Raw genomic sequence first — 12,607 nt, 5'->3', positions numbered from 1 at the left:
ACAGGAGCGAACCTGTTTCAACCGCACCAGGATGAAAGGATAAGACAATGACTATAAAAGATATTCTACCCGGAAAGCTCGGCTTTGGCGCGGCGCCACTCGGCAATATGTTCCGCGATATTCCCGAGGATGAAGCGCTGGCAACTGTCGAGGCCGCATGGAACGACGGTATTCGCTATTACGACAATGCGCCGTTTTATGGCGCGGGCCTGGCAGAAATACGCATGGGCGGGGCGCTCGCCGGCAAGCGGCGTGATCAATACGTCATCAGCACAAAGGTCGGCCGGCTGATCCTCGACGAAATCGAGAATATCAGCGCCCGTGATCTCGGCGAAAAGGGCGAGGTCTTCAAGTATGGCCGGCCCAACAAGATCGTCAACGACTACACCGAGGACGCCACCTACCGGTCGATCGAAGACAGTCTCAAGCGCCTCAAGACCGACTATATCGATATCGCCTGGGTCCATGACATTGCACAGGATTTTTACGGCGACGAGTGGCTCGGCAAGTTCGAGGAGGCGCGCAAGGGGGCGTTTCGCGCACTCGACCGGATGCGCGATGAAGGCGTGGTCAAGGCTTGGGGTCTCGGCGTCAACAAGGTCGAGCCGATCGAGCTGTTGCTTGCGCTCGACGAACCCCGCCCAGACGGTTTCCTGCTGGCCGGTCGGTATTCGCTTCTCGATCACGAACGCGCTCTTCAGCGCGTCATGCCCACCGTGGCCGAACGCGGCCTTGGGATTGTCGCCGGCGGGCCCTACAGCTCGGGGGCGCTCGTCGGCGGCCCGAATTTCGAATACGTGCCGGCGACGTCGGAAATCCTCGCCAAGGTCGCCGCGATCAAGGCAATCGCTGATCGCTACCGCATCTCGATGAAGGCTGCCGGCTTGCAGTTTACGCTGGCCAACCCTGCGGTTGCCGCCGTTATCCCTGGCGCCAGCCGCCCTGCCCGGATCGCTGAAGACGGCGCTGCATTAGGCGAGACTATCCCCACAGATTTCTGGCGCGAATTGCGTGATGGTGGCCTCGTCGACCCGGCAGCTCCACTCCCGATCGTCGACTGACCCAAAATATCGAGACTCCTACCGACCGGACAATCGGTTCCCGGTCGGCCTGGATTTTTAACGGGGTTGCAAGAATTTCTGCATCCGAGGGATCGCGAAGTCCAGAAACGCGCGCACGCGGGCCGGCAGAAACTGCGATCCCCGGTAAAGGGCGTGGACTTCATCCACAACGCCGATATCACTGTCAGCCAGTAGCTCGACAAGCTCACCACGCTCGATCGGCCCCCGCAGGTGATAGTCTGCAAGCCGGATAATGCCGACACCGGCGATTGCCATGCGGCGCAAGGTATCGCCGTTGTTGACCAGCAAAGACCCGCTAAGCATGCGCTCGACGATCCGCCCGCCTTCGCGCATCGGCCATACGGGCATGGCCCGGCGGAAATTGAAGCCGAGACAATTGTGATGGACAAGTTCTTCCGGCGTTGTCGGCGTGCCGTGGCGCTCCAGATAGGCCGGTGAGGCCACGATACACCGTTTGGTCTCGCCAATCTTGCGCGCCATCAGGTTTGAGTCGGGAAGTTTGCCGACGCGGATCGCGATATCCGTGCGATCCAGATAGAGATCGACCACCTCGTCCGACAGCGACAAATCCACGATCACATTAGGATAGGCTTGGAAGAACATCGGCAGGATAGGTTCCACAGCCGTCGTGCCGAAGCTCACCGAGGAGGTGATGCGAACAACACCTTCGGCCTCTGCTCCGCCGTGTGCGATCTGTTGCTCTGTCTCGTCGAGCTGGGCGAGCAGCGCCTGGCTGCGCTCATAGTAAAACTGTCCTTCGACGGTGAGGGCCAGCCGGCGCGTCGAGCGCTCGATCAGTCGGACACCCAGCCGGGATTCCAGCCGGGCGATCAACTTCGACACGGTCGATGGCGTCATCAACATGAGCCGCGCCGCCTCCGAAAAGCTTCCCGCTTCCACAACACGAACGAACACCATCATTTCGCCTGCGCGGTTATCCATGCCGAACCTGTGATCTGATTTCACCAAACGGAGCTTTCTACCAGGTGTTCCGCCTGTCTGTCCTGAGATATTTGGACTGGAATATCAAACATCGTCGAGGAGACGCCTCAGTTGCACCGGGGAAGAGCGCAGTTGCTGAAGGGTGACTTCAGATCCCGCTGGCCTGGAGCGAGCCCTCGGTCGCCAAAAAACCCCTCCTGTGAAACGGTTTCTCAAATGCTGAGAACAATCCGCGTCTACTGATCGCGCCTCCGATGTGAGATCTGATCGTCAGAGCAGCAAGCCGGACGTGAGTTCCGCAAAAGACTGTTCCCCACACGGTTTCGGAAAGGATCAGCATCATGGAAATCGTCTCGCAAGCTAACACCTACATCCAAGCGCCAGCCGATAATGCGCGTTCCCGCAATCTGACACTGCTGGCGCTGGCGCTCGGCAGTTTCTCGATCGGAACTTCGGAATTCGCCAGCATGGGCATTATCCAGCTCTTTTCCGAGAGCCTCGGCGTCAGCATTCCCGATGCGACCAGTGCGATCGCCGCTTATGCCTTCGGCGTCGTCATCGGCGCTCCACTTGTGACACTTGCCGCCGCACGGCTCAATCGCCGCACTCTGCTTCTTGCTCTCATGGGCTTGTTCATCACCGGTAACGTCCTGTCGGCCATGGCCTCCAACCTCGGCTTCTTCATGCTGGCCCGCTTCATCAGCGGCCTGCCACAGGGTGCCTATTTCGGTGCAGGCGCTGTCGTCGCCTCCTACATCGTCGGGCCGGGGCAGGCCGGAAAGGCCTTTGCCATCGTCATGACCGGACTGACGGTTGCGACGATCTTCGGTTCACCTCTGGCGACCCTTCTGGGGCAGACGATCGGGTGGCGTGAAACCTATCTTGCAGTCGCGGCCTTTTCGCTTCTCGCATTCGCCGCAATCTTCCAATGGGTGCCGCGCACCAGGGCGCTCGATGGCGTTCCGGTGATCCAGGAGGTGTCTTCGCTTCGTAAGCCACAGGTCTGGGGCGTTATGATCGTCGCGGCACTCGGCATCGCCAGCATCTTCGCCGTCTATACCTTCATTGCACCGCTGGTCACCGACGTTGTAGGATTGTCGCCCGACATGATTCCTGCCTCGCTGGCGATTTTCGGAATCGGTATGACGGTGGGCAACGTCTTTGGCGGCAAGCTCGCCGATCTCTATCCTGCACGCGGAATCGTCCTTGGTTTCGGTAGCACACTGCTGATCCTAGCTGCGCTGGCGGTTGGCGGCACCAATCCCTGGATCTTCTTCGCCGCCGTGTTCGGCGTTGGTGCGGCCATGATGGCAGCGATCCCGACCATCCAGGTAAGGTTGACCCGCTTAGCGCCTGAAGCTCCCAGCCTCATGGGCGCGATGAACCTTGCATCGCTCAATGTCGCCAATGCGATCGGCGCTTGGGCAGGCAGTGTCGCGGTTGGAGCTGGCTATGGTCTCCTGTCCTCCGCCTGGGCCGGCTTTTCCGTAACGCTGCTGGGACTGCTCGTGTTCGGCCTGACTCTGTTGCACCGGCGCGGCTAGGATCTGAATGCCTTGCCGGTGACAAGTGTCCCACGGAGGCCAAGTTCCGTAGTCTCATAGCGCTCCGGTCCGCTTCTTCTGAAATGGATCGGAGTTTTCAACTCGGCCCAATAGTATCATGAGGCTTCCACATGATTATCGAGGCCAATCATGCTCGAAAAAATTCACTCCACTGGTGCTGCCGACAGTACCGCATTGTCACGATTGACCTGGGCCAGGTGCTTTATATCTCGAGGCAACTTGGCATAGACGCCGAAGAAAACATGCCGGCAGATTTTGTGACACAAGCCGACCTTTGCTTGCGCGAAGATCGTCCGAGTGGTGGACGAACGGCGGGATCTTTCCGTACTGTTCAAGATCTGCAGGGCCCCGAGGCACGGTATTGTACGCCTTGTCGTGGCAGTTGAACCCGTGGCCATCTCTTTCAATCAAATAAGGCGTTGAAGGACGGAACTACGGCGTGCCCCCTATTATGGGACAATGCGAGGGATCAGATAGTTTTGGGGCGCCACTACCCCTCACCGAGGTGCGGACCGCATACTAGAGAATTACCTTTTTCCGCGGCGAGCGGCATGCCAGCCAATCTGAAGGAACGGGCGGGGGTTGGGCGCATAGCCGGAAATATTCGTTCTGCGATCGCTGGGGCCGGCCGGTGATCGTTTCGATCGCGGGTTTCGTAGCGTTCTTCGCATGAAACCGGTGCGTCCGAGCGCCTGGCTGTACGGACTGCTCGCTTCGTTTTGAACTGTTTCGGGAACCGGCGCACGCTGTCCACGAACTGAAAAACGCTCAGAAATATTTCAGCTGCGGCAAGACTTGCTTGACTCCCCCATTCTTTCGCATATTGTACTGATCGGTACAGTGATTACCACTCGGTACAGATTAATTGACAAAGGAGATCGAAATGTCACGGCCCCCACTCCCTCCATTCACCCGCGAATCTGCCATCGAGAAGGTTCGCTTGGCCGAAGACGGCTGGAACACCCGAGACGCGGGCAAAGTCGCTCTCGCCTATACGCTCGATACCCGCTGGCGCAACCGCGTGGAATTCGCGAGCAATCGCGAAGAAGCCCAGGCATTTTTGACACGTAAGTGGAACAAGGAACACGACTACCGCCTTATCAAGGAGCTTTGGGCTTTCACAGGCAACCGCATCGCGGTACGCTATGCATATGAATATCGCGACGATGGCGGCCGCTGGTACCGGGCGTATGGTAACGAGAACTGGGAATTCGCAGAGGACGGTCTGATGGCGCACAGACACGCGAGCATCAATGAAATGCCGATTTCTGAAAGCGATCGTTTGTTCCACTGGCCTCTTGGCCGTCGGCCGGATGATCATCCCAGCCTCAGCGATCTGGGCCTCTAATCATGGCCCGTATGGTCGCTGAAAGAGCCGACGCTATAGCCCCGTTGGCCGAAGTTTTCCGCGAACATGGCTATGAGGGTGCAAGCCTTGCCTTGATTGGCAAGGCCACCGGCCTTGGAAAGGGCAGCCTTTACCATTTCTTCCCGAACGGAAAGGAAGAGATGGTGCGGGCCGTTCTCGACGAAATCGGCCAATGGTTCGAGGATGCCGTCTATTCGCCGTTGCGTAACGAGCGCAACGCGAATGGCGCCATCGGAGCAATGCTCGACTCGACGGCCCAATATTTCAGGTCCGGCAGGCGCGTGTGCCTTGTCGGAGCGTTGGCAGTTTCCAATACGCGTGACCTTTTCGCGCAAGCCATTCGGGGTTACTTCATCGCTTGGGTGGACGCGTTGCAGTCAGCGCTTACCCGGCAAGGCCGTGACGCGAAACAGTCGCGCATCCTCGCGGAGGAGGCCGTTCTTGCTATTCAAGGAGCAATTGTTCTTTCTCGGGCACTGGACGATCCGTCCGTTTTTCAACGTGCTATCGAACAGCTCCGTGGACGATTGGTGGTTGAAGGCAACGAGGCCAATGGTGCCGGCGACAGCTTGCCCTGAAGGATATGAACACACCAAGTTCCTGACACGCGCCGAGGGACTTTATCACAATCCTAGGAAGATCTCACGGAGCGGCCTTGGCATGACGCTGGCGTCTGGTCGCGCCGGGACGATCACCGGACGTTACAGTGCCACGGTCGATCGCGACGGATTACAAAGCCAGAGGTTTGGCCTCGACATGTCAAGGCAATTCTGAACCGGCTCTATCTCGCTTCAGGACGTTCCGAGCAGGCTTAGGTGATCCAGCCGCAGGAGCTCAGAACCATCCGAGGCTCGCTACCAGAAGCCCCCGTGGCACGGTCAAGGACCGATGAATGTAGTTTGGCCACTGGTCCAAGAAGAATTGCGCACGCGTGTCCCCACTCTGGAGAGGAACCAGAAGATCTGAAAGCTATGCGCAACGTCGAGGAGTATGATCCCGCTTGATGCGCCACAACGGACAGCGCGCCACAACGACCGGGATCTAGATCACCGCCCCTGCGGACCGGTCACTCAGGGGCCGCGTTTTGGTTATCCAATCGTGGCCGTCCCGGTGGCTGAGATGGAACCTCGGGGCCACACCCGTCATGGGAAGCCCTTCATTTGCATCTCGTGTGCCCGGCTGGAGGCCTGTTCGACGCCGCATTGGGGGTGAAGAGAACTTCGACGCCTGAACGGTTGACTGCACGGTCAAGCTTGATTTCCTGTGTGCGCCTTGAAACTCTCTTCACCTGTGATGAAGCGGGACGCTGTACGCCAAACTAATTACCCCCAACTGCCGTAGGCGACGAGTGCTGATTATTTTGGACCTAGCAACTCAACGAACCGAATCTCAAGAACAGGCATTAACGCGAGTATCGGGGACGCCAACATAGGTCTTAATGAGCCTGTCAGCGACTTCCTCCACAGAACGAAAACCGTTGTCGTAAGTTTGAGGGCGGCATCACAAAGAAAAGATGAAGCCTCGTCATCCCAAGCGACTTGATAGTGGCGATACCATTTCTGAACGGCCTTCGAAATAATCACGTGGCCTTCTTCTGCCTTCGACATGCACCCCTCGGAACTTCACCCGTTAACGATGTGGCGGCTTCACGAAGCTGGCTGGCGTCAATGGCCAACCATCGCGGAATTGACCTTTTTACGAGGGTTTCCCGCGCTTTTCACGGCTTTTTTTAGTCTGCCTAGATACGTCTTCTTAGCGTAATCGGAGCAAGATCGAGGGAGTGGAAAGCCGACCACCAGCCGTTCGGTCGGTGATCTTGTGGCTGTCCTGGATCGTATTAGGCACTGAGCTCGGGCCTTGGAAAGGTCGTCTGCGCTCGCGTTTGTGATGGGTGCCGACGCCCCTACTGGTACCTGTCTCAAAGACAGGGTCCTGTCACGAAACACAGGACCCTGTTCCCGACTTCCCGTTACAGAAACCTGCGCTAGAATTTAAACCGAACGGGTATTCACTTTAAGTTCGTCGCGGCATAGGACGGGTGAAAACTTGCGCGGTCGAGAAACCTCTCCTTGATGAAATCCGGGACAGGAACAGACCGGCCTCCCTATGCCCCTGGGAAATCCGTCCAACGCGTGATGGCCTCCCACGCGTCAATCTCCTCGACGACCTGATCGATTTTGCTGCGTGTGCGACGGAGAGCATCGCTTCCCAGCAGGCGATGAAGAGGAGGATTGTCGGAGTTCGCGAGGTCAAGGATTGCCTGCGGGGCCAAGATCGGATCGCAGGCCTGCCGGCATCGGAAGCGTCAGGCAGCCGAACTTTTTCCGACTGTTTCGGCGCATGCTTCAGGCCAACGATGCCTATCCACAGCTCACCGTCCAGTTCGCCCGCGTGCTTTCCTGCGTACTCGTAAAATCGCTCGTTGAAACAGTCGAGCGGCCATCGGGCCTCGCCGTCCAGACGTGCTTGGGTATCGCTTGAGCTAGCGCTCGAAAGCGCGCTTCGCAATTTTTCAGGTCTCGCCGGTCTTGCGGCCATCCGTCACATCCTGGACGACACCAACGAAACGGACAGGCTTTCCCGCAGGGTCGAACTCGAATTCGCCTCGCCGGGCGATCTCGCGCTTCTGGCCGTCATTTCCCCCGTCGAATGCAATATTCGACATCCAGCGGCGACTGACCAGTGCGGCGGCTCCTGGCGTTGGCTCCAATCTCCTTATCCTCATCGAAGACGCGCGCCTCGACTGCCGAGATATCCACCAGCTGCGCTTTGAGAGACCATAGATCTTCCTGAACTCCGACGTTGGCGTCAGGATGTTGGTGTCTATGTCGAGCGAGAACGCGCCCCGACCTTTCCAGTATTACGGACCATTCATCGTTTTCGGGAAATGTAGGCAGCACATTGTCTTGAGGAAGTACGCTCCTGCCGTATGTGACGAAAATTTTCTCCACGTCTGCTGAGGCCAGACGGGCCATAGCGGGTTCCCGACGTTTTAGAAATTGGAGGCGTCAACTCTTCGCGCCTTCCCCTTCTGTATCAGCAGGGATCGACCTGGGGCGCCCCCAACGTTAACGCGAGCGGCCACCTTGTCCGTCTTTTGGCCGCGGGCCCGAAGCAAAACACCCATTTCGGAAGCGGGCATCGCCTTGGCATAAAGATATCCTTGGCCAAGGGTGCAGCCACGCGTCAGGAGCATTTCGGCCTGCGCAGGCGTTTCCACGCCCTCTGCGACCACAGGGACTCCCATTCGCTTGGCGATATGGAGGATACCTTCAACAATCGCTACACCCACATCATCGTCACCCAACCGATCGGTAAACGATTTGTCGATCTTGATCAGGTCGACCGGGATTGTGATCAGGTGAGTGAGTGAGGCAAAGCCAGTGCCGAAGTCATCCAACGCAATCTTGAAGCCAGCCGCACGCATCGAGGCGATCTTCTTGGCAACGATCTGATCTCGTCCACCTAGATAAACGGATTCAGTCACCTCGAGAATTGCGTGATGGAGCGGAACACCCTCCCGCGCGAACGCGGCTTGGAGGCTCTCCGGAAAATCCTCACATTGAAAATCTGCGGCGGAGAGATTGATCCCCACATGCTGGATTGGGATACCCGATCTCAGCCAGCTACCGAGGTCCATCGAAATGTGCTTGATCATCGTGCGTGTCAGGGATGCCGCGACATGGGCATCTTTCGTGGCTTCATGGAAAGCGGCGGCCGGCAACACCTCGCCGGTCACCAGACGCATGCGCGCCAAAGCTTCGACGCCGACGATCTCTCCGGTATCGATGCGGACGATCGGTTGGTACCAGGCTTCGAAACGATCATCCCTCAAGGCGGTCGCTACGCTCTGCACAACTTCGTAGCGCTGCGCAATTGTCGATGTCAATGCCGCGTCATAGGTCACAAAGCCACCGCGGGCTTTGTCCTTGGCATGATAAAGGGCGAGGTCGGCGAAGTGGCGGACTTCTTCCGCCGAATATCTTTGCTCGGAGTGCGCGATTCCGACGGTGATGGATGGAAACACCGTATGACCGGCGCATAGGGTTGGCTGATGGACCTTTCGGGCAAACTCTGCAGCGATATTCTCCGCTTCAGTGCCCGAAGCGGGTTCGAGGACGATCGCGAACTCGTCGCCCCCTAGGCGATAGACGGCCCGAGGGCTGACGACGCTCAGCAATCCTCGTGCAGCCGATGCAATCAGGTCATCGCCGGCCGCATGGCCAAACGTGTCGTTGACGACCTTCAGGTTGTCGACATCGACAAGCAAAAGCGCCCAGTCACCCGGCAACATTTCGTCCATCGCGACGTTGAATTTTGCGCGATTGGGTAGCCCGGTCAGGACGTCGGTGAAGGCAAGTCGGCGATATTCCCGCAACCGCTCGTGACGCTCCATCGCAATCATGCACAGCGGTAAACAGCTCTCTACGATGGTTTGTTCAAGAATAGAAGGTGCGCGTGCGTCCCGAAAATAAAGCGCGAACGTGCCAAGGATCTTGCCTTTGCTGCCAAAGATCGGATTGGAATAACACGCCCTGAGACTGTGAGGCAGTGCCAAGGTCTTGAATTCAGCCCATCGCGGATCATGCTCAATGTCATCAACGATCACCGCCTCGCCAAGAAAAGCCGCTGATCCGCACGAACCAACCGCCGGGCCGATCTCGAGATTGTCAAGCGCTATCGAGTAGCTCATAGGCAAGCTGGGTCCGACACATGGGTGTAGGCGCCCCTGATCATCGAGTGTCAGTATCGATGCAACAGCGCCCGGTAGAAGGTACTCGACTTCAACGCAAAGTCTTTCCAAGGTCGCTTGTAGCTCGTCGCCCTGCGCAACCATTCTGAGGATGATGTTTTGCAGGCTTTGTAACATTGATGTCTCCATGCGGCTGGAAAGCATTGAATCCAGCTGAGGTTGCAAATTACTTATCGGCGAGTAGACATTCAATGACTTTGCTGAATGAAAGCTTTCCAGAGTTCGGCACCTAGCCGCTTGCTTGCATTGTCGGGCCTGGCCGGCGACGGCAGAGCGGATGAACCGGCATGGATCGAGTCGTGAAGCGGAGACGCGAGGGGATGTCGACGACGATAGTGTCCGGGCGCTCAAAGATCGTGATCGATAACCTGCCGGCGATAGTGGCGTAAATCGATCTGCGGTAGGAAACCACCTGATCAGGAACCCACCACCCGCGATCGGGCCGCACATGACGGCCGGCTCGAAAGCCGTGGGCGTCTTGGAGGGCGGATCGCATCTGGGTGAGGCGTCGACTGCTGCCCCACCATCCGGCCGGTGCTGAAGGTGGGGCGCAACACGCCAGCGCCGAGAGCGAGAGAAAGCTGCGGCGAGACGTCGTGCTTTCAAAGCTCAAAACGCTCTGCCCCAATTGTGCCACCTGCGCAAGTCCGTCGGCTCATGGTAGGCTGTGGGCTGCCTCAAAGTGGGTTTTGATCAGCCAGTTTCGGTCCTCATAGCCAACGACGTTATGCGAGGGCGGCAAAACCGATGCTGTTTTGTATGCCACCCTTGGAGCGGGTGCGGAGAATACGGATGATAATCTCCGCAAATATACGGAGGAAAATCTTGAAATTCTCCGCACATCGGCTTTCTTGTAGAAGATGACTTATATCTGGCAGTACCCTATGGCCAAGTTTCGATTGGCACATTGACCGCCTGACATCAAGAATTGCGGTCGTACGCCTTGATCAAGGAAGGCTTATTGGCTGCGTCGAGAGCCTCGGCTTTCGTACGCGCGAGGCAACATTTCTACGGGCGTCGACGGACGATGTTGTAAAATCGTCAGCGATCGAGGGGAACAGCTGGATGAACAACAGGTCCGGTCCTCGGGCCTATCTTGTCTCCATCACATTACATGGAGAACGGCACGATCAGTGCCGATCTGGGAAACAGCTCGAAAGCTATATCCAGCCACTCGTCGATACGGGTCGCTATGGTTCGAAAAGCGAAGTCCTGCGTGAAGGTGTGCGACTGGTTCAGGATCGCGAGACCCGCCTCGCCGCGCTGGATGCTTCTATCATGCGCGGCATTGCCGATGCGGACGCTGGCCGAACGAAACCGGCGAGCGATGTCTTCGACCGTCTCGACGCCAAATATCGTGCGATGGCTGACAAGGCCGAAAAATCAACATGATCCTTGAGCTCTCCAGCGAGGCGGAAAATGACCTTGAGGAGATCGCCGATTATGTTGCTGAGAATAATCCACTGCGCGCCTTGTTGTTAATTCGGGTGCTGCGGAGCAGGTGTGAGGATCTTGTCGATAGTCCGAACGGCTTCGCCCTCGTCCCCCGCTACGAGCACCATCATATTCGTTGTCGCGTTCATGGAAACTATCTGATCTTCTACCGCGTCGAAGCCGGAAGGGTGGTCATCATCCACATCTTACATGGCGCCACCGACTATGGGGCCATCCTGTTCGGGGAATGAACCAGCGCCTGCGCTGGTGCACTATCGGGAAGTTAAATCATCCGACCCGCCGCCCCTGTGATTGACCGACGACCGACGTCTACCGGAAGGCCTATTTCGATCGGCGCGCTGCTTTGTCCGTATCGTGGCGCATTCAGCGGGTGGCATCCCGTCATGAGGCGGAGCCTCTGCCGGTGCAGGCGTGAACAAGGTCGACGCCACTTCCAACAATTTGCTGTTTGCGGTCAATCCGCTCGATGGGTGCGCGCATACCGCGCCGGCGGGACGCGCGCGTACCGAGCAAACGCCACGCTGAACGCACTTGCCGAGCCGTACCCGACACGTTCCGCCACTTGGTCCACGCCAATTCCCCCCATACGCAGTAACTGCTTTGCGAGGGCCATGCGCCAAGCAAGCAGGTACTCCATGGGCGGCACCCCGACGATGCGGCTGAACCGCGAAAAGAAGGCCGACCGTGAGAGAGACGCAGCCGCCGCAAGATCTGCGACGGTCCATGGATGCGCTGGACGTCCATGAAACGCGCGTAGTGCGCAAGACAGGCGTTCGTCGGCGAGGCCGCGACTCAGTCCGGGAGCCGCGGTGTGGTCAGTCCCTGACCGTAGGGCCTCGATCAACAACACCTCTAGCAGTCTCTCGAGCACGAGATCGCGGGCGGGTCGTCGCCCCCGCGTCTCCTCGCCGATTAACTCCATCAGCGTCGTAAGGCGACGTTCTCCACGGACGACGACCACGTCTGGAAGAAGCGATACCAGAAGATTGGCGTCTGGCGCGCCGAAGCTGCAGTGTCCGATGCGCATGACGAGATCGGCGGCCCCCTCCTCGGGACCAACGCGAAAATGGCCTTCTGCAACCTGGACCGGAACTGTTTCAATCGGGCGCGACGGTGCTTCGACGCTCTCGTTGACCAGGTCGTGCGCGGCAGGCGCCAGAACGAAATCGCCAGCGTGAAGAACGATCGGTTCGCCGTGCCCGAACTTGACGCGACAACTGCCCTTCAGGATTGCGGAGTAGAACGGCTCGCCCATGGCCCCACGTCGAATTCGCCACGCGTTCTTGCATTCCACCAGTTTGGAGAAACGAGCGGCGGGCTGGAGCAACGTGACGATTTCGGCAAGGGGATCAACGGCCATATCAAGACTTATACTAAAGAAATGAGGATCTCAGCCTATATCAAGTCCGGCTGCGGGTCACTACGGTCAGAGTGTTCCTTT

At 58.1% G+C, this 12,607-nt stretch carries 10 protein-coding genes and 1 pseudogene; 7 read left to right on the top strand and 4 right to left on the bottom strand.

The window, feature by feature from the left end; genetic code table 11:
• Positions 1-47 precede the first annotated feature (47 nt).
• Complete coding sequence (locus tag QTL94_RS16720; RefSeq protein ID WP_289802573.1) at positions 48-1,061, top strand: aldo/keto reductase; 1,014 nt, start codon at positions 48-50, stop codon at positions 1,059-1,061.
• Between the two features lie 57 nt (positions 1,062-1,118).
• On the opposite strand, the gene QTL94_RS16715 is transcribed toward QTL94_RS16720, so the two are convergent.
• On the bottom strand, positions 1,119-2,024 hold the full coding sequence (locus QTL94_RS16715; protein WP_289802572.1) for a LysR family transcriptional regulator: 906 nt from the start codon (positions 2,022-2,024) through the stop codon (positions 1,119-1,121).
• Positions 2,025-2,365: 341 nt separating this feature from the next.
• Here QTL94_RS16715 and QTL94_RS16710 point away from each other — a divergent pair, with 341 nt between their 5' ends.
• The 3 genes from QTL94_RS16710 to QTL94_RS16700 all read left to right on the top strand — a co-directional run bounded on the left by QTL94_RS16710 (position 2,366) and on the right by QTL94_RS16700 (position 5,536).
• A complete protein-coding gene (locus QTL94_RS16710) occupies positions 2,366-3,568 on the top strand; it encodes an MFS transporter (RefSeq protein ID WP_289802571.1) in 1,203 nt (400 codons plus the stop codon).
• A gap of 904 nt (positions 3,569-4,472) precedes the next feature.
• Positions 4,473-4,937: a nuclear transport factor 2 family protein gene (locus tag QTL94_RS16705; protein ID WP_065690397.1), complete on the top strand. Its 465-nt coding sequence runs from the start codon at positions 4,473-4,475 to the stop codon at positions 4,935-4,937.
• 2 nt (positions 4,938-4,939) lie between these two features.
• Positions 4,940-5,536, top strand: a complete 597-nt coding sequence (locus QTL94_RS16700; protein ID WP_289802570.1) for a TetR/AcrR family transcriptional regulator — start codon at positions 4,940-4,942, stop codon at positions 5,534-5,536.
• 1,934 nt (positions 5,537-7,470) lie between these two features.
• Here QTL94_RS16700 and QTL94_RS16690 read toward each other — a convergent pair.
• The gene (locus tag QTL94_RS16690) at positions 7,471-7,668 is read right to left on the bottom strand and encodes a hypothetical protein (RefSeq protein WP_289802569.1); all 198 of its coding nucleotides are present in this window, start codon (positions 7,666-7,668) and stop codon (positions 7,471-7,473) included.
• Between the two features lie 282 nt (positions 7,669-7,950).
• Positions 7,951-9,828: a sensor domain-containing phosphodiesterase gene (locus tag QTL94_RS16685; RefSeq protein WP_289802568.1), complete on the bottom strand. Its 1,878-nt coding sequence runs from the start codon at positions 9,826-9,828 to the stop codon at positions 7,951-7,953.
• Between the two features lie 750 nt (positions 9,829-10,578).
• Here QTL94_RS16685 and QTL94_RS28350 point away from each other — a divergent pair.
• From QTL94_RS28350 to QTL94_RS16675, 3 genes and pseudogenes are all read left to right on the top strand, one after another.
• A pseudogene (locus QTL94_RS28350) lies at positions 10,579-10,761 on the top strand (DUF4172 domain-containing protein); the annotation flags it as partial.
• Between the two features lie 15 nt (positions 10,762-10,776).
• On the top strand, positions 10,777-11,103 hold the full coding sequence (locus QTL94_RS16680) for a type II toxin-antitoxin system ParD family antitoxin (RefSeq protein WP_289802567.1): 327 nt from the start codon (positions 10,777-10,779) through the stop codon (positions 11,101-11,103).
• Positions 11,100-11,396, top strand: a complete 297-nt coding sequence (locus QTL94_RS16675) for a type II toxin-antitoxin system RelE/ParE family toxin (protein ID WP_289802566.1) — start codon at positions 11,100-11,102, stop codon at positions 11,394-11,396. Before QTL94_RS16680 ends, QTL94_RS16675 begins: the two co-directional genes overlap by 4 nt.
• Positions 11,397-11,620: 224 nt before the next feature.
• Here the strand turns inward: QTL94_RS16675 and QTL94_RS16670 are convergent, their stop codons facing one another.
• The gene (locus tag QTL94_RS16670; RefSeq protein WP_289802565.1) at positions 11,621-12,526 is read right to left on the bottom strand and encodes an AraC family transcriptional regulator; all 906 of its coding nucleotides are present in this window, start codon (positions 12,524-12,526) and stop codon (positions 11,621-11,623) included.
• Positions 12,527-12,607 lie beyond the last annotated feature (81 nt).

Origin of the sequence: Rhizobium sp. S96, assembly GCF_030382195.1 — a bacterium.
In the GTDB taxonomy this organism is placed as follows: domain Bacteria; phylum Pseudomonadota; class Alphaproteobacteria; order Rhizobiales; family Rhizobiaceae; genus Rhizobium.
This window is presented reverse-complemented; position numbering and strand designations above follow the sequence as displayed.

Excerpts from the sequence above, each read along its gene's own strand:
- QTL94_RS16670 (WP_289802565.1), bottom strand. The coding sequence starts at position 12,526 with ATGGCCGTTGATCCCCTTGCCGAAATCGTCACGTTGCTCCAGCCCGCC.
- QTL94_RS16675 (WP_289802566.1), top strand. The coding sequence starts at position 11,100 with ATGATCCTTGAGCTCTCCAGCGAGGCGGAAAATGACCTTGAGGAGATC.
- QTL94_RS16715 (WP_289802572.1), bottom strand. The coding sequence starts at position 2,024 with ATGGATAACCGCGCAGGCGAAATGATGGTGTTCGTTCGTGTTGTGGAA.
- QTL94_RS16720 (WP_289802573.1), top strand. The coding sequence starts at position 48 with ATGACTATAAAAGATATTCTACCCGGAAAGCTCGGCTTTGGCGCGGCG.
- QTL94_RS16710 (WP_289802571.1), top strand. The coding sequence starts at position 2,366 with ATGGAAATCGTCTCGCAAGCTAACACCTACATCCAAGCGCCAGCCGAT.
- QTL94_RS16705 (WP_065690397.1), top strand. The coding sequence starts at position 4,473 with ATGTCACGGCCCCCACTCCCTCCATTCACCCGCGAATCTGCCATCGAG.
- QTL94_RS16680 (WP_289802567.1), top strand. The coding sequence starts at position 10,777 with ATGAACAACAGGTCCGGTCCTCGGGCCTATCTTGTCTCCATCACATTA.
- QTL94_RS16700 (WP_289802570.1), top strand. The coding sequence starts at position 4,940 with ATGGCCCGTATGGTCGCTGAAAGAGCCGACGCTATAGCCCCGTTGGCC.
- QTL94_RS16685 (WP_289802568.1), bottom strand. The coding sequence starts at position 9,828 with ATGTTACAAAGCCTGCAAAACATCATCCTCAGAATGGTTGCGCAGGGC.